We start from the raw sequence: 17,091 nt of genomic DNA, 5'->3' as shown, positions 1-17,091 counted from the left end.
CGCCCCTTGAAAAGAGGCCTATTGAATACAGTGCGTATCGGAACATATCAATTAGAAAACAATGTAATTGTGGCGCCAATGGCGGGAATTACAGATAGACCATTTAGACAACTTTGTCGCCGCTTAGGTGCGGGGCTAGCTGTATCTGAAATGCTATCGTCAAATCCTTTGGTATGGAAAACCGAGAAATCGATGAACCGTATGGATCACAGTGGTGAATCGGGAATACGCGCGGTGCAAATCGCAGGAGCTGATCCTGAGCTTATGGCGCAGGCTGCACAATTCAATGTAAGTAATGGTGCACAGATCATAGATATTAATATGGGGTGCCCAGCTAAGAAAGTGAACAAGAAACTCGCAGGCTCCGCCCTTTTGCAGTTTCCTGGTTTAGTGGAAGAGATTATAGATGCGGTGGTTAGCGCTGTTGATGTACCTGTAACACTGAAAATCCGCACAGGATGGGATCAGGATAACCGTAACGGTGTTGAGATTGCGAGAATAGCTGAACGTTATGGCATAGCTTCATTGGCCGTACATGGGCGTACACGCGCATGTATGTACAAAGGTGAAGCTGAATACGCCACAATTAGGGATATAAAACGTTCAGTGTCGATACCTGTGGTTGCTAATGGTGATATTACATCTCCTGAAAAAGCAAAACAGGTTTTGGACTATACGGGTGCAGATGCCATTATGATTGGTCGAGCCGCCCAAGGTCGCCCTTGGATATTTAGGGAGATAGACCACTATTTGCGAACCGGTGAACATTTACCTGTGCCTCCAATTACGGAAGTACGTGGTATTTTGATGGAACACTTAGTGAACCTTCATGCGTTTTACGGCGAACCAATGGGAGCGCGCATCGCTCGCAAACATGTATCTTGGTATTTGCAAACCCATGACAGTGACGGTCAGTTTAGGCGAGTATTTAATGCTCTCGATAATCCACAGGCACAAATCGAGACATTAGAGCAATACTTTAAAACACTAGCAGCTAACTAAGAAAGAAAGAGATATAAACAATGTTCGAACAAAACGTGACTTCTCCATTTATCACTAACCCTCATGTTCAGTCACACGAGAAACCGCAGCCATTACGCGATGCAGTGAAGAAAGCTGTTCATCACTATTTAAAACAGCTTAACGGTCAAGATGTGCAAGACGTTTACGACCTTGTTCTTTCAGAGCTAGAAGCACCATTACTTGAAGAAGTAATGACTTACACACGTGGCAACCAAACACGTGCGGCAATCTTACTAGGTATCAACCGCGGTACTTTACGTAAGAAACTAAAGAAATACGGCATGAACTAATACCGTGTTGTGATTTATCACAACATTCGTTTGAAAAAGCACCTTCGGGTGCTTTTTTTATATCTTTAAAAATCCTCAAAAAAGCGTCTAATTGCAAAATCCTCACTCTGTATACCCAAATGACTTGTGTATAAATATCGTTTTTTAAGCGATATTCAGTTAAAATAGCGCCTTTCTAAGCTAGCTCAAACACTGAGGTAATCAAACTACAATGGATACACATCGTCCAATTCGTCGCGCACTACTAAGTGTGTCAGATAAAACCGGTATTGTTGAATTTGCTCGCGCTCTTGAATCACAAGGCGTAGACATCTTATCAACTGGCGGTACTTGTAAATTACTTGCTGATAACGGCATTAAAGTCACTGAAGTATCTGACCACACAGGTCACCCTGAGATCATGGATGGTCGCGTAAAAACTCTTCACCCAAAAATTCATGGCGGCATTTTAGCGCGTCGTGGTCAAGATGAAGATGTAATGGACGCTCATAACATCTCAGCTATCGATATCGTTGTAGTTAACTTATACCCCTTTGCGAATACAGTCGCTCAAGAAAACTGCAGCCTTGAAGATGCCATTGAGAACATTGATATCGGCGGCCCAACGATGGTGCGTGCTGCGGCCAAAAACCACAAAGACGTGACTATTGTAGTAAACGCCAAAGATTACGACCGCGTGATCAGCGAAATGCAAAGCAACAATGGTTCAACTACATACAAAACACGTTTTGATCTTGCCATTGCAGCTTACGAGCACACCGCGCAGTACGATGGCATGATTGCTAACTACTTCGGTAAGATGGTTGCTGATTACACTGATGAAGCAGCTGAGGAAACTAAATTCCCACGCACTATCAATATGCAGTTTACTAAAAAACAAGACATGCGCTACGGTGAAAATTCACACCAAGATGCGGCTTTTTATGTTGAAAACGACGTTCAAGAAGCATCTGTTGCAACTGCCATACAACTGCAAGGTAAAGCACTTTCTTTCAATAATATTGCTGATACAGATGCAGCTCTTGAATGTGTGAAAGAATTTGATGTACCAGCCTGTGTTATTGTTAAACATGCTAACCCTTGTGGCGTTTCAATCGGTGACAACATCCTTGAAGCCTATGATCGCGCATTCAAAACCGATCCTACGTCAGCATTTGGTGGCATCATTGCCTTTAACCAAGAGCTTGATGCTGATACCGCTGAAGCAATTGTGTCTCGTCAATTCGTTGAAGTGATCATTGCGCCTAAAGTATCAGAAGCTGCGGCACAAATTATTTCGGCTAAGCAAAATGTACGCTTACTAGAGTGTGGCCAATGGTCAGGCAAAGCGACAGGTCATGACATCAAACGCGTTAATGGCGGTGTACTCATCCAAGACCGTGATTTAGGTATGGTAACGCAAGGCGACTTAACGGTTGTGTCTAAGCGCCAGCCTACTGAGCAAGAACTTAAAGACTTATTATTCTGCTGGAAAGTAGCTAAATTTGTTAAGTCAAACGCCATTGTTTATGCTCGTGACGGTATGACCATTGGTGTAGGCGCAGGCCAAATGAGCCGCGTTTACTCAGCTAAAATTGCCGGAATTAAAGCCGCTGATGAAAACCTTGAAGTTAAAGGTTCAGTAATGGCATCTGATGCGTTCTTCCCATTCCGTGATGGTATTGATGCAGCTGCAGAGGCTGGTATTACAGCTGTGATCCAACCTGGTGGTTCAATGCGCGATGAAGAAGTTATCGCTGCCGCTGACGAAGCTGGTATGGCAATGGTGTTTACTGGCATGCGTCACTTCCGCCATTAATCACACAAAGAGCTAACTGCATCAGTTAGCTCTTTTTGTTTGCACCAAATTCACGTATTCTGCTTATTCTATAACCTATTCTAAAAATATAATGTGAAGGAACAGACGATGAAATTTGCACTAAAATCTCTACTTGTTGCCACCCTTGCGATGACATCAACTATGGCTATTAGCCATGAGCATGGCCATGATTCAGCATTAAATAATGCAGTTAAATCAAGCGAGCGCAGCAGTGATCGCGATCAATACCGCCACCCTGTCGAAACATTAGAGTTTTTTGGTTTTAAACCAACTATGACTGTTGTTGAGATTGCGCCTGGCGGCGGCTGGTACAGTGAAATTTTAGCGCCAGCACTGAAAGAGCAAGGCACTTATTATGCCGCGCATTTCCCTGCTGACTCATCGGTGGGTTATTACCAACGAGCTCTAGCTGGCTTTAAAAAGAAAATTGCTGAAGATGAGCGATTCAATAAAGTAAAGCTGACTGAATTCGCTCCTTCAACACATTTAGACATTGCCCCGGCGAGCAGCGCAGACATGGTGTTAACCTTCCGCAACGTACATAATTGGTATATGAGCAAAGATAAAGATGCCGCAGCTAATGCCTTTAAGTCTTTTTACAAAGCACTTAAACCAGGTGGTACTTTAGGTGTGGTTGAACATCGCCTACCTGAAGCGCAAGCTGATGAAATGCAAAAGTCATCAGGTTATATGAAACAAAGCGTGGTAATCGAACTTGCTAAACAAGCAGGCTTTGAACTGGCAGCAAGCAGTGACATAAATGCAAACTCTCTTGATACAGCCGATCACCCTAAAGGGGTATGGACCCTTCCACCAAGCCTTAGACTTGGCGAGCAAGATGCCGCTAAATATAAAGCAATTGGTGAAAGCGACCGCATGACGCTGAAATTTAAAAAACCGCTTTAAATAGGATATTCGCCATGAATGTATTAGTCATTGGCAGCGGCGGCCGCGAACACGCACTTGCGTTCAAAGCCGCTCAAAATACAAAAGTAAACACTGTTTATGTTGCACCAGGTAATGCCGGTACAGCGCTTGAACCCAAGCTTGAGAATGTTGCCATTAACGTTGAAGATCTCGATGGCCTACTTAGCTTTGCACAAAACAATAATGTTGAGCTAACCATTGTTGGACCTGAAGTACCATTAGTACTTGGCGTGGTAGATAAATTCCGTGAGCACGGTTTAGCTATCTTTGGCCCAACAGCAGGCGCTGCGCAACTAGAAGGCTCTAAGTCATTCACTAAAGACTTTTTAGCTCGTCATGCTATCCCAACTGCGGATTATCAAACGTTTGAACAAATCGACCCTGCGCTTGCTTATTTAAAAGAAAAAGGCGCGCCGATTGTAATCAAAGCTGATGGTCTTGCCGCAGGTAAAGGCGTTATTGTTGCCATGACCGAAGTTGAGGCTGAAGATGCTATTCGCGATATGCTAGCCGGTAACGCTTTTGGTGACGCTGGCAGCCGCGTGGTAATCGAAGAGTTCTTAGAAGGTGAAGAAGCATCATTTATCGTGATGGTTGATGGTAAAAACGTATTACCTTTTGCTACCAGCCAAGATCACAAACGCGCTTATAATGGCGATCAAGGTCCGAACACTGGCGGTATGGGTGCATACTCACCAGCGCCGGTGGTAACTGATGAAATCCACCTGCGTATTATGAACGAAGTGATCTACCCAACAGTAGAAGGTATGGCAAGCGAAGGCCATCCTTACACTGGCTTCCTCTATGCTGGTTTGATGATCGATGACTCTGGGACCCCTAAAGTAATCGAATACAACTGTCGTTTTGGTGATCCTGAAACACAACCTATGATGCTTCGTTTACAGTCTGACTTAGTTGAACTGATTGAAGCAGCTAATCGTGTTGAACTTGATAAAACGACGATTGAGTTTGACTCACGCGCAGCAGTGGGTGTGGTACTTGCAGCTCAAGGCTACCCTGATAACTACCCAAAAGGTGATGCAATCAGTGGTCTAAAAGTAACCTACCCAGAAGGCGAAAAAGTCTTCCATGCGGGTACTAAGCAAGACGGCGATAACGTAGTGACTGCCGGTGGCCGAGTATTATGTGCAACGGCACTAGGTAACACAGTGACCGAAGCGCAGCAACGTGCCTACCAACTAGTTGATGAAATTAGCTGGCAAGGTATGGAATACCGTACAGATATTGCTTATCGCGCTATCGCTCGGGAAAAATAGCGCATTGGTATAACCAGTTACTATTTAATAAAAGCGCAGTTTATCTGCGCTTTTTAGTGCTACACTAATTTCAAGGACTAAAAAAAGAACGCTGACAATTGAAAAATAACCATCTTCGCTATCGCTTTATTGCCGTTTTAATACTACTTTTCTTGTTCTATGTAATTGCTAATTTCGCAAGTCATTTAGTCACGCCCACTAGATATACAATCGACAAAACAACTCCCATATATTTATCCCAAAGTTATCTCATTGATGATACAAAAAATCTGCATACTCAGCAGATTTTAGACAACCTAAATAGCTTTACAGCAAAACCTTTTGAGCATATCGATTGGAACTTCACGCCACGTAATTACTGGTTACTAGTAGATCTAGATAATCGTAGCCAACAAAATGAAAAAATTGTCGCTCATTTTGATAATCCAATGGTTGATCATTTAACTGTCTATCACCTAGATAGTCACAATAATATTATAACGACCACTCGACTTGGTGATTTGGAATCTGAACTCTCTCTTTTTCAATACAGCGTGCCGCATATTCGGCTAACAATTACTGCGCAGAGTAAACAAAAGCTACTACTGAAAGTTGATACAACCGGCATAAGTAAAACCCCTGTCAATTTATATGGCGAAGCAGAGTTTCAGGATTTAACCCGCTCACAAACCGCTATTTGGGGAATATTTGTGGGTGTACTTATTATGGCGGCACTTTATAACTTAGTGCTGTTTTTTGGTATTAAAGATCGCGTGTACTTAATCTATATTGGTTACATTATTAGTGCCATCATTTTAATGGGGGGTGTACTTGGTTTTGGTTTTTATCTTTGGCCACTAAGTTGGCAGCTATTTTTTCAAAAATATATTGTTGTTAGCAACTATGCAATTGCTTTATTTACCTTAGCATTCTGCACTATGTTTTTGCGTTACCATAAAGAGCAATGCTGGCGTTATAAACTCAGTATATATTTAATGCTTTTAATGTTTTGTCTAGGTATAAGTTGTTTTTTCATAGCTGAAAATATTGCTGCACCGATATTTTTTGCTGTGTTGGTATTGTTGTACATCGTCTGTATTATTATGATTTACAGAAAATTACGTAGTGGCTTCCGATGGGCTAAGTTCTATGTTGTTTCATGGATACCTCTTATTATTGGTGCAGCCATTCAACCGCTTGAATTAACTGGCGTATTACCTTATAGCTTTGCTATACGCCACGCATTTTTAGTTGCAATACTATGTGAGGTGGTATTAATGGCTATGGCACTTGCGGATAGAGTGCGCTATCAACGAGAAAAGGCGCTGTATCACGCCACTCATACAGAGCAAACCAAACTATTAAATAGTGCCATGCTAAAACAAGCCTATATGAGTTTACAACTCAAGCAGCGCAGAGCAAGCTTATGCTTAATTAGAATTACTGATTTTCATTCACTCAGTCATATTTTAAATCAAACTCAAAGTAGTCAACTTGTTGTTGCTATTGCTAAATCTCTTGAGCTGCAACTGAGTAAAGAGCGTGAATTTATCAATTTAGAGAGCAATCTAGATACCTGTCCGCGGATAGCCGATTTGAGCAACGGTGTGCTGGCATTCATTTCAATTAAAACTCAAAGTGCACAATCACTGCATGATAAGTTAACCAAAATTCGTAAAAGCTTACCTAAACATCATCCGGTGCAAGGGTTTGATTTACAATTAAGCTACGCAATGGGATATTGTATTCTCGACGGTGAAAGTGGCTTTGATACATGGTTGCAAAATGGCTATTTTTCACTAACCGAAGCGCCACAAACAAGCTATCCAAATAATCAGTCAAAATTAATACCTGTCACTATGAACATTAGCTTAGCGGCTGCATTTCAAAATGCCTTAAAAACGAACCAGTTAACTATTTATCATCAGCCGCAAATAGATTTACGCACCGGCCAAACGATTGGCAGTGAAGCCTTATTGCGCTGGCCTAATGCACCTTATGAGCAAATCAATATAGAGGCTTTAATCCTATTAGCCGAACGTACTGGTCTTATCAATAAACTCACACTGTGGGTGCTAGAGCAAGCCTGCCAAGATATCGCTAAGTTTAATCTCGCAGGTTTTTTTAAGCATAAAGTAAGCGTTAATTTAAGTGCTAAAAACTTAATGATCCATAATTTAATTGAAAAAATTGAAAACACCTTACTCAAACACAATGTTCCTGCCAAACAACTTAAGTTTGAACTTACTGAGTCAGCTTTAATTGCAAACCAACAGCAAATGATTCACTTAGTTGAACAATTAACCCGCCTTGGTATTGAAGTGATTTTAGATGATTTTGGTACTGGCTATTCGTCACTAAATTGTTTTGTTAGCTACAACTTTTCAACCTTAAAAATAGATAAATCATTTATTATAGGTCTCCCTACTCACAGTGCTAATAGAGTAATTGTTAAGGCTGCGATAGAAATGGCTCATAGCCTAGGTTTAAAAGTCACTGCCGAGGGAGTTGAAGATGTAACAACACAACAACTTTTAAAGGCCATGGAGGCAGACTACGGGCAAGGGTACTATTACTCCAAAGCCATCGCTGTGGATGACTATTTGTTGTGGTTAGCTGAAAATAAACAAGCGAATTAAGTAAAATTGCCACATGTTTAAGGATTACTGATAGAATCCTCTTTTTCACATCTTTAGGGGCGTAAAGATGCAAGGCACTATCAAAAAATTAAAATCATCGCTAACACAACCGATTCAGTATCATTTGCCTGTGGGTGATGAGTTGGTCGATCTTAATGCCTATATTGGCAAGCAGCTTACACTGACTTTTAATGGCGCTATTGTATGTTCTAGCTGCGGTAAAAAAACCAAAAAAAGTTACTCGCAAGGTCATTGTTTTGTATGTATGCGTAAGCTTGCTAGCTGCGATATGTGTATTATGAAACCTGAAACATGTCACTTTGACCAAGGTACTTGCCGTGAACCACAGTGGGGCGAAGAAAACTGTATGATCCCACATTATGTCTATCTTGCGAACACGTCAGGGCTGAAAGTGGGGATCACCCGTCATACACAAATTCCAACCCGCTGGATTGACCAAGGTGCAACGCAAGCACTGCCAATATTCAAAGTACAAACGCGCTTACAATCTGGATTAGTTGAAGTTGCCTTAGCACAATTTATTGCCGATAAAACCAATTGGCGTAATATGCTCAAAGGACAAAGCGATGTCCTTGATTTAAAAGCTGCTGCGGCAGAACTTATTCCACAAATTGCCGATAAACTAAATGAGCTTGCAGAGCTCTTTGGTGCTACTGCGATAGAACAACTTGATGAAGAAGTGGTTGATTTAGAGTTCCCTGTTACCGCCTACCCAACTAAAATTAGCTCTTTTAATTTTGATAAAGAGCCAGTTGTGAGTGGTATTTTAAACGGTATTAAAGGCCAGTACTTGATCTTTGATACTGGCGTTATCAACATTCGTAAATTTACCTCTTACGATATCACCGTAGGTTGATTTTGCAGCTGATAAAACTCTAACCATTGCCGCTGCGTTAACGGGCGGCAATAGTAATAGCCTTGGATCACATCGCAGCCTAGCTCCAATAAGTAACTATACTGAGCAAGCTTTTCAACCCCTTCAGCGATAACTTTTAAATTAAGACTATTCGCCATTGCCACTATCGTGGCAACAATCTCACTATTACCGTATTCATCGGGTACTTTAGCAATAAAGCTGGCATCTATTTTTAGTGTATCTATGGGTAATTTTGTAAGGTAACTCAGTGCCGAATAGCCGGTACCAAAATCATCTAGCGCAATCTGTACGCCCATTTTTTTAAGTTGCCACAATTCTCTTTTCGCCTGACTAAATGAGCTAATAAAACTACTTTCTGTTAACTCTATTTCAAGACAATTTCCCGATAAATTATAGCGCTGGAGCATTTTCTCAACGCTACTTGATAAACTCCCCTGACTAAGATGGCAAGCTGAGATATTAATTGCCAACCGACCAGCCGTTATTCCTTGTTGTTGCCATAACGCCAATTGCATGCCAGCGTTATTGAGCACCCAGAGATCCAGCTTTACAATTAGACCTAGTTCTTCCGCCAATGGGATAAACTGTGCAGGCGATATTATGCCAAGCGCGGGATCTTGCCAACGTAAGAGTGCTTCAACACCTTTGATAGCTTTACTTCTTAAACACTGTTTAGGCTGAAAATACAGTTCAAACTCATCATTTTCGAGCGCATATTGAAACCGGCTCATCATCGCAAAGCGCTCTAAAGAGCGTGCATTCATCGATGGCTTAAATAACTGAAATGAGTTTCTACCCACTTCTTTAGAGCGATACATGGCAATATCAGCGTGTTTTAGTAAAGTTTCACTATCGAGACCATCATCAGGATAGACCGCAGCACCGATTGATGCCGTCGCGCCTACCTCAAGCCCTTCGAGCTGAAAAGGAGTGTTTAAGTTATTTAAAATTTGATCGGCTAAACTAATCACTGCGCTAATATCATCAATCTCGCATAGCACCACAAATTCGTCGCCACCTAATCGCGCTAAAGTATCACCTTCACACAATACGTTTTGCAGCCGTATTGCCACCATTTTTAATAACTCATCCCCCGCACTATGCCCTAAGCTATCATTGATTTCTTTAAACCGATCTAGGTCAATAAACATCACTGCTAACATGTCGTTATTTCGATGTGCAGCAGCTAATGCCATGGTTAATCTGTCATTAAATAAGCGTCTATTAGGTAAGCCTGTTAGCTCATCAAAATAAGCTAACTGAACAATTTTGTCTTCTGCAGTTTTACGTTCAGTGATATCGCTAAAAATCGCCGCATACACTAGCTCATCATCATTTGGCTCGCGGATAGCAATAATAGTTAGCCATTCAACATACAAATCACCATTTTTTTTACGATTGCATATTTCCCCTTGCCACACACCAGTTTGGGTAATTGATTGCCACATTTTTACGTAGAAATTTTTACCGTGCTTTCCGGAGCTTAGAATTCTAGGGTGTTTGCCGACCACTTCATATTCTTGATAGCCGGTAAGCGCGGTAAAAGCAGGATTAACCTGCATGATCACACCATTTTGTTGGGTGATCATAATACCATCTAGCGAGGCATCGATTATTTTATTCGCGAGATACAAATTACGCTGTGAATGCTGAAGGTCTATATCACGTTGTTCAAGTACTTTTTCAAGCTCACTGTAATAGGCGCTTTCTATTTCATTAACAAGATGCTCAATGGCGAGCACTCCCTTAATCTCCAAATCATCAGTGACCACTAAATGACGCACATTGTTGGTAGACATTAATCGATACGCATCGAATAAACTGCTTTTTGAGCTTACCCGATACAAGGGCCAACTTGCAAAACTCCAACATGACGCATTACTATCGGGTTCGACGATCAAATGCAGTAAATCTCGCTGGGTGATAATGCCATGTTCGTCTTGCTGCTGGTTATACACTAAAATAACTTGGGCGGTTCGCTCGCGCATCATTTCAACGCCTTCACTGAGCATCAAATAACTAGGTACCACTAACACATTTTTATGATATTGCTCTTTGATTGGTCTAAATTGTAAATAGTGATCAAGCCCTTGATTACGTACAATATCACTGATACTAATAACGCCGCATGGTAGATCATTGTTATCAATAACTAATAAATGGCGAACATTGTGTTGATAAAAAATAAGCGCGGCATCACACAATAATTGCTGACAGGAGATTTTCAATACCGGACTGCTCATTACGCTTTGAATTTCAATATGTTTAAGGTTGCTGTCAGTAAAGTCTAGTTTAATGCAATCGGCTTCTGTCCAAATACCAACGATTGCTTGCTGTCGTTTTACAAAAATTGCGCTTATATTATGAACCTGCATCAACCGTACAGCATCAACTAAAGAGGTATCGGTGGAACAACATACTAATTTCCTAGAAAAAATATCTGATACCTGTTGAGGGTGGCGAGTTTGTTTCATAATATTCGTCCTTAGTATAATACGAACTATAATTATATTATTATATTGCTCGCGCTATTTGATACAGGACAATAAATGCATGCATACTTACTTCCCTTACTTGATATGTAGTGACAACGAGCTAGAAATTATTAATGAACAACGAGATTTAAATGACTATCTACACAGTTTAACCGCTGAACAACAGCAACACTGTGTGATATTGAATAAACAAGGCGAATATTTTGATTTAGCATTTAACCTTGCAACACCGCTGACTAACATAGAGTTAGCTCGCAGAGTAACGCAGCACTTAGCACAAGAAGGACACTGCTGCTTAACTAAAATAACGAGCCTAACAGCTCCACAAGCATTTGATCTATTAGGAATAAAATAGCACGTTTAGTTGCATCAGCCGTTTTATCCATGAGTTTAGTCGCGTGTGGTGGCAGCGATAACAATAAAGAACAGCAAACCCCACTAGCGACTTCTACACCGGTAACCTAGTATTTACAGTTTATTTATTACAAATAAAGAAAAAGGTTACTACCATGAACACGCCTTTAATATTGATTTAACGCATATCGTTTACAGTGATAAAAATGATATTATAAACATCTCGTTATACTCAGCTCAGTAAGGCAGATAGCAATGAGTACACCTAATTTATCAAGACGCATGCGCAGGCTTCGCCACAGTGACGCAATGCGACAGCTAGTACGCGAATTTGATTTTAATATTGGCGATCTTATCCATCCTATTTTTATCGAAGAGTCGTTAACTGAAAGTCTAGAAATATCCACTATGCCTGGTATACAGCGCATTCCTGAACATGCATTAGCCCAAGAGATTACTGAACTGCATAGATTAGGAATTCAGTATGTTATGCCTTTTGGCATATCGCATCATAAAGACAGTGTTGGCAGTGATACATGGCACGATGATGGTTTACTGGCACGTATGATTAAAACAATCAAACAAACATGCCCCGAGATGATGGTAATACCCGACATTTGTTTTTGTGAATATACAGATCATGGACACTGTGGCATTGTTGAAGATAATCAAGTTTGTAACGACCAAACTGTTGCTAACCTTGTAAAGCAGAGTGTATGCGCAGCAAAAGCAGGTGCCGATATGCTAGCCCCATCTGCGATGATGGATGGTCAAGTTAAAGCTATTCGAGCAGGCCTTGACAATGCAGGGTTTGAACATGTTGCCATTTTAGCTCACGCCATTAAATTTGCTTCATCTTTCTATGGTCCATTTAGAGCTGCTGTTGATTGTGAATTAAGTGGTGATCGCAAAGGCTATCAAATGGATTACGCAAATATTCGTCAAGCGCTTCAAGAAGCCCTTCTTGATGAACAAGAAGGCGCTGATATTCTAATGGTGAAACCAGGCACGCCCTATCTTGATGTCCTTAGCAGCTTGAGAGAGAAAACAAACTTACCTTTAGCTGCCTACCAAGTTGGTGGTGAGTATGCCGCTATTAAATTTGCAGCATTAGCAGGTGCCCTTGATGAAAAGAAAGTGGTATTTGAAACACTGACCGGCTTCAAACGTGCAGGCGCTGATTTAATAGTGAGTTATTATACAAAACAAGTTGCACAGTGGTTAAAAGAATAACCGTGGTAATTTTTAGGGCATGTAACATTTTAGAACACGCTAACCCTATATTGGCTTAGTTTAAACCTACGTAAATATCTTAACGTGTTACATGCGCAAAAATTAAAAAACAAAACTTGATCTCGTAAATCATAATTTGTCTTGTTTTATAGAGTGAGGATAAGTAATGTTTGCTGTGTTTTTACAAATATTGCTCATAGATAACCGATAAAAAGAGTCAATAATCACCACAACTTTGCAGAATCAAGGAAGTACACCATTAAAACTGAGTAATGGTAAGCAGATCATAGCAAATGGGCAACTTGACTTTATCGATATAAACCAAGTTGATGCAACGCAAACCAACGTAGGCAAGTTACCCGAGAGTATGAATAAACTTCCTTCTGTTTAATCATTTTCAACAGCAAATTACCTCGTTTATCGCAACGCCTTAGCGCGTTACAACAACCTCACCACGAAGATAGTAATTATTTTTATCGTAAGCATCCGAATTCGTTTGTTCATCATATTGAGTGACCGTAAAGCTGGCTGCATGTATCTGTGGCATCGGCTTTGCTGACTCATATTGTGTAACGTAATAAACAATCTCACCACTTCTGTAGTAGTTGCGCTCAAACAACTCAAAATTAGCAGGTTCAGCGCCTATCAATATATGGCTATCTTCCCCATTTAAGTAAAAAATATACTGATTATCGCTGGCAAAATTTTCATCTAATCGTGAAAAACTGGCGGTATCAATATCAACATCCGCTAAAATAGCGAGACCTTGATAAAAGATATGTTGCCCGTCTTTCCCATAACTATCATCAATAGGGACAAATGACTGCGCATCTATGTTATGCATGGGTTCATCGTGATGGTAAATGACCTGATTTCCCTCATGCCCTGAGATATTCCAAAAACTATAATAATCATATGCTGCATAAGTGCTAGGATCTGCGCCCTCAACAATACGCTCGCCTTTAATCACTTGCGTATCGTTAAGCCAATAAAGATCACTACCAATTATCTTAGCGTGTAAGTTTTCAAGGTAAACACCACTCACAGTTTGACCGCTGTAGTAAAGATGCTGTTTATCTTTAGCGTACAGTTGAGCATCATAGGTATTTAAATCAGCTTGACTGTAACTGATAAAGCTTTCAGCATCAGCGTGTTCCATTAACTTAGCATTATAGTAAACACGCTGTTCGACCACACAGTAGCCACCATTGGCAATACCTTGAAGCAGATTCTTAACCATACTGGTATAGCCAAATATCGTAAATAAAAATCCGATAACAACGACACTTATCAGTGCCATCTTGTAACTGTTAATGCCAAAATAACTACCACCAAATAAACCAATCAACAAAAATAACGGTACCGGATAGCTTAAAAATAATAAGGCTGTTAATACCGCTTGCTTGTTATTCGTCGCGCCAGGGGCACCGAACATCATCGGCGACATCATCATCATGCTTCCCCAAAAGCACAGTGCCAACGTGACTAAGATATTAATTACTACAGACATTATCTTCCTTGTTTAATTAGTTGTATTGGTATCATACAACAACCAATATTTTTACTTAATTGTAGAATGAAAATAAAGCTACTCTTCTGCTTCTGCAAACACTCTAATATGTTCTACAGCGCTTCGCCCTAGCGCAGATAAATTATATCCTCCTTCTAAAAAAGAGATAATCCCTTTACAGCCAGTACTTTTTACCATGTCACACAGCTGTTGTGTCAACCAGGCATAATCAGCCTCAACAAATTTGAGGCTTGCCATATCATCTTCAAAATGCGCATCAAACCCTGCGCTGATAAACAATAATTCTGGCTTAAACTCTGTTAATTTAGGTAACCACTGTTGGTTATACAACGTTTTTAAATCATTGCCATCGCTGGCTATGGGCAACGGTGAATTAACCAATGTATCGTTATTTTCAACGGCGGTATTAGGGTAAAAAGGATGCTGAAATAATGAGCAAAGCAACACATTGTCATCATCGATAAAAATGTCTTGCGTGCCATTACCGTGGTGAACATCAAAATCGACAATCGCAATGCGCTTAATCCCTTTACTTTGCGCGTACTTCACCGAAATTGCTAAGTTATTAAACACACAAAAGCCGGCAGAGGTTGTACGGTTTGCATGATGACCCGGTGGCCGTACGGAGCAAAATGCGGCATCGAGGTTATCCGCTAATATTTCATCGACGGCTAATAGCCCTGCCCCTACCGCCCGCTCAATTGCCAAAAATGACTCTGGGCATAACCAAGTGTCGCCATCAAGTGATACTAAACCTTGTTCCGGGAGGGTGTTTTCCACCAGCGATACAAGGGCCTCATCATGGGCTAATAAGTAATGCTCACGTAATGCTTTAGGCGCTTGCTTTTGCTGCACGGCAATATCCAAGCCACTGGCCAAAAGACGATCGGTAATAGCATCTAAGCGCTCAGGACACTCTGGATGATCCGCGATCATTTTGTGTTTACGGCAAAAAGGATGAGAAATAATCGCAGTACGCATAAATGCTCCAAATGAGTTAACGACTGTAACTATAACAAAGCCACCCTTTGGTGGCTTTGCGACTTTGGTTTACTATTTAGCTTGCAAATGAAGATTTCTAAAATCAAAACTGAAATCAGTCACCGCTGTTGATACTGCACGCATTGTCGCTTCATTCACACGATTTTTAGTGCTCATATCAAAGCTAATATACGCATCAGCTTCGAGTAGCTTTTCATCCCACTTGACGATAAATGTGTTGCCCGTGTAATGCTCAAGCTGCCCTTTTAAACGTTTAGTATGCGTGAAATCAATACGTAGCTTACCGTCCAGCTCTTCAATAATAACATCACCATACCAATCATCATGCAAAGTGCCGGTGTAGCTAATATTTGGTAACTGTGGTTGATAGTCTGCAGGAGCGTCCGGCTTAGCATTAGCATACGCTTTTTGCTTACCTTCAAAATGCTTTTTAGCCAACTCTGCTACCCAATCTTTATCTTCAAGTTCAAGGGCGTCTTCAAGCACTTCATGAGTAATAGCAGAGAGCGCACCGAATGCTTGCTGATTAGATAAAATAACAATCCCGAGGTTTTTCTCAGGCAATAACGTCACCTGCGATACCATTCCTAAAATACCACCACCATGGCCTAATTTTTTAATACCGTGGTAGTCTTCAATGCTCCAACCTAAACCATAACCTCTAAATTGCTGATGATAAGCCTCATAAGCGCTTTTTGACGCCAGTGAGGTAATATGTGGATGCCACATTTGCTCTTGTTGTTTTTCACTAAACAACTGCTCGCCATTTGGCATTTTACCATGGGCTAATTGTGTACGTAGCCATTGGCTCATATCATTCACACTGGATGCAATCGCGCCGGCACCACGAAAATCCTCTAAGTAATTAACGAAAAATGGATGTAATTGACCATCCATAGGAATATGACCCGTTGCCCAGTTCTTATTACTTTTTGGAATACGCGAAAAACCGGCGCGTGAGTTATCCATGTGCAAAGGCTGGAGAATATTCTTTTCAATATAATCATTCCAGCTCATACCTGAGACCCGCGCGACTACCTCGCCAGCGGTCACAAACATCAAGTTGTTATAAGCGTATGTGCTGCGAAAGCTACTAGCTGGTTTTAAATATTTAAGGCCTGCGAGAATTTCTTCGATTGATTTATCGGTGTCAGGCCAAATCATTAAATCCCCTTGGCCTAACCCTAAACCACTACGGTGACTTAATAAATCACGGATCGTCATTTCGCGGGTTACATAAGGGTCGTATAAACGAAATTCAGGAAGGTGATCAATTACCTTGTCATCCCAACTGAGCTTTTCTTCATCAACTAATTTTGCCAATGCCGCAACCGTAAATGCTTTAGTATTTGATGCAATACCAAATAAGGTGTCTTTATTCACCTTACTACCTGTATCTAAGTTACTAACACCAAAGCCTTTAGCAAAAATAACCTTATCGTTTTCAACAATCGCCACGGCCATACCCGGCACATCAAAGCGCGCCATTGAATTTTCAATCACTTGATTAATGTGCTTGGTATCAATATCGGCGTAGCTATTAAATGCACAGCCTGCTAATAAGGTGGCCGCAATCGCTAGTTTAGTTAATTTCATAACAATCCTTGGAGTTATCATTTTAGTT

13 protein-coding genes are annotated in these 17,091 nt (G+C 40.9%); 9 read left to right on the top strand and 4 right to left on the bottom strand.

Annotated elements, in window-relative coordinates; all coding sequences use genetic code 11:
• Positions 1-30 precede the first annotated feature (30 nt).
• From dusB to H5163_RS04915, 7 genes are all read left to right on the top strand, one after another.
• The gene (gene dusB, locus H5163_RS04945) at positions 31-1,002 is read left to right on the top strand and encodes a tRNA dihydrouridine synthase DusB (protein WP_182731350.1); all 972 of its coding nucleotides are present in this window, start codon (positions 31-33) and stop codon (positions 1,000-1,002) included.
• Between the two features lie 20 nt (positions 1,003-1,022).
• Positions 1,023-1,313, top strand: coding sequence for a DNA-binding transcriptional regulator Fis (gene fis / locus H5163_RS04940; RefSeq protein ID WP_002957804.1), 291 nt, complete (start codon positions 1,023-1,025; stop codon positions 1,311-1,313).
• 211 nt (positions 1,314-1,524) lie between these two features.
• Entirely contained in the window at positions 1,525-3,111 is a 1,587-nt protein-coding gene (purH, locus tag H5163_RS04935) for a bifunctional phosphoribosylaminoimidazolecarboxamide formyltransferase/IMP cyclohydrolase (RefSeq protein ID WP_182717208.1), read from the top strand.
• Between the two features lie 108 nt (positions 3,112-3,219).
• Positions 3,220-4,038: a class I SAM-dependent methyltransferase gene (locus tag H5163_RS04930; protein ID WP_145234789.1), complete on the top strand. Its 819-nt coding sequence runs from the start codon at positions 3,220-3,222 to the stop codon at positions 4,036-4,038.
• Positions 4,039-4,052: 14 nt separating this feature from the next.
• Positions 4,053-5,336 carry a phosphoribosylamine--glycine ligase gene (gene purD / locus H5163_RS04925; protein ID WP_182734541.1) on the top strand — a complete coding sequence of 428 codons (1,284 nt, stop codon included), beginning with the start codon at positions 4,053-4,055 and terminating at the stop codon, positions 5,334-5,336.
• Between the two features lie 98 nt (positions 5,337-5,434).
• Complete coding sequence (locus H5163_RS04920) at positions 5,435-7,954, top strand: EAL domain-containing protein (RefSeq protein ID WP_182734540.1); 2,520 nt, start codon at positions 5,435-5,437, stop codon at positions 7,952-7,954.
• A 67-nt stretch (positions 7,955-8,021) separates the two neighbouring features.
• Positions 8,022-8,831, top strand: coding sequence for a DUF2797 domain-containing protein (locus H5163_RS04915; protein WP_145234783.1), 810 nt, complete (start codon positions 8,022-8,024; stop codon positions 8,829-8,831).
• On the opposite strand, the gene H5163_RS04910 is transcribed toward H5163_RS04915, so the two are convergent.
• Positions 8,810-11,326: an EAL domain-containing protein gene (locus H5163_RS04910; RefSeq protein ID WP_182734539.1), complete on the bottom strand. Its 2,517-nt coding sequence runs from the start codon at positions 11,324-11,326 to the stop codon at positions 8,810-8,812. The two genes, H5163_RS04915 and H5163_RS04910, sit on opposite strands and share 22 nt — an antisense overlap.
• Positions 11,327-11,405: 79 nt before the next feature.
• Here H5163_RS04910 and H5163_RS04905 point away from each other — a divergent pair, with 79 nt between their 5' ends.
• Together H5163_RS04905 and hemB are read left to right on the top strand one after the other, a co-directional pair.
• Positions 11,406-11,702, top strand: a complete 297-nt coding sequence (locus H5163_RS04905) for a DUF4144 family protein (RefSeq protein WP_145234779.1) — start codon at positions 11,406-11,408, stop codon at positions 11,700-11,702.
• A gap of 254 nt (positions 11,703-11,956) precedes the next feature.
• The gene (hemB, locus tag H5163_RS04900) at positions 11,957-12,934 is read left to right on the top strand and encodes a porphobilinogen synthase (protein WP_182734538.1); all 978 of its coding nucleotides are present in this window, start codon (positions 11,957-11,959) and stop codon (positions 12,932-12,934) included.
• A gap of 430 nt (positions 12,935-13,364) precedes the next feature.
• Here hemB and H5163_RS04895 read toward each other — a convergent pair whose 3' ends face one another.
• The 3 genes from H5163_RS04895 to H5163_RS04885 form a co-directional block, all read right to left on the bottom strand.
• Positions 13,365-14,444 carry a DKNYY domain-containing protein gene (locus H5163_RS04895; protein ID WP_182734537.1) on the bottom strand — a complete coding sequence of 360 codons (1,080 nt, stop codon included), beginning with the start codon at positions 14,442-14,444 and terminating at the stop codon, positions 13,365-13,367.
• Between the two features lie 78 nt (positions 14,445-14,522).
• Positions 14,523-15,446, bottom strand: coding sequence for a histone deacetylase family protein (locus tag H5163_RS04890; RefSeq protein WP_145234772.1), 924 nt, complete (start codon positions 15,444-15,446; stop codon positions 14,523-14,525).
• A 72-nt stretch (positions 15,447-15,518) separates the two neighbouring features.
• Positions 15,519-17,063, bottom strand: a complete 1,545-nt coding sequence (locus H5163_RS04885) for a serine hydrolase (RefSeq protein WP_145234770.1) — start codon at positions 17,061-17,063, stop codon at positions 15,519-15,521.
• Positions 17,064-17,091: the final 28 nt, after the last annotated feature.

Source organism: Pseudoalteromonas sp. SG44-8, assembly GCF_014164125.1.
Classification (GTDB): Bacteria; Pseudomonadota; Gammaproteobacteria; order Enterobacterales; family Alteromonadaceae; genus Pseudoalteromonas; species Pseudoalteromonas rhizosphaerae.
The sequence above is the reverse complement of the archived record's forward strand: the minus strand, read 5'-3'. Positions and strand labels throughout refer to the sequence as shown.

Excerpts from the sequence above, each read along its gene's own strand:
- hemB (WP_182734538.1), top strand. The coding sequence starts at position 11,957 with ATGAGTACACCTAATTTATCAAGACGCATGCGCAGGCTTCGCCACAGT.
- H5163_RS04905 (WP_145234779.1), top strand. The coding sequence starts at position 11,406 with ATGCATACTTACTTCCCTTACTTGATATGTAGTGACAACGAGCTAGAA.
- H5163_RS04930 (WP_145234789.1), top strand. The coding sequence starts at position 3,220 with ATGAAATTTGCACTAAAATCTCTACTTGTTGCCACCCTTGCGATGACA.
- H5163_RS04910 (WP_182734539.1), bottom strand. The coding sequence starts at position 11,326 with ATGAAACAAACTCGCCACCCTCAACAGGTATCAGATATTTTTTCTAGG.
- purD (WP_182734541.1), top strand. The coding sequence starts at position 4,053 with ATGAATGTATTAGTCATTGGCAGCGGCGGCCGCGAACACGCACTTGCG.
- fis (WP_002957804.1), top strand. The coding sequence starts at position 1,023 with ATGTTCGAACAAAACGTGACTTCTCCATTTATCACTAACCCTCATGTT.
- H5163_RS04915 (WP_145234783.1), top strand. The coding sequence starts at position 8,022 with ATGCAAGGCACTATCAAAAAATTAAAATCATCGCTAACACAACCGATT.
- H5163_RS04895 (WP_182734537.1), bottom strand. The coding sequence starts at position 14,444 with ATGTCTGTAGTAATTAATATCTTAGTCACGTTGGCACTGTGCTTTTGG.
- H5163_RS04885 (WP_145234770.1), bottom strand. The coding sequence starts at position 17,063 with ATGAAATTAACTAAACTAGCGATTGCGGCCACCTTATTAGCAGGCTGT.
- H5163_RS04890 (WP_145234772.1), bottom strand. The coding sequence starts at position 15,446 with ATGCGTACTGCGATTATTTCTCATCCTTTTTGCCGTAAACACAAAATG.
- purH (WP_182717208.1), top strand. The coding sequence starts at position 1,525 with ATGGATACACATCGTCCAATTCGTCGCGCACTACTAAGTGTGTCAGAT.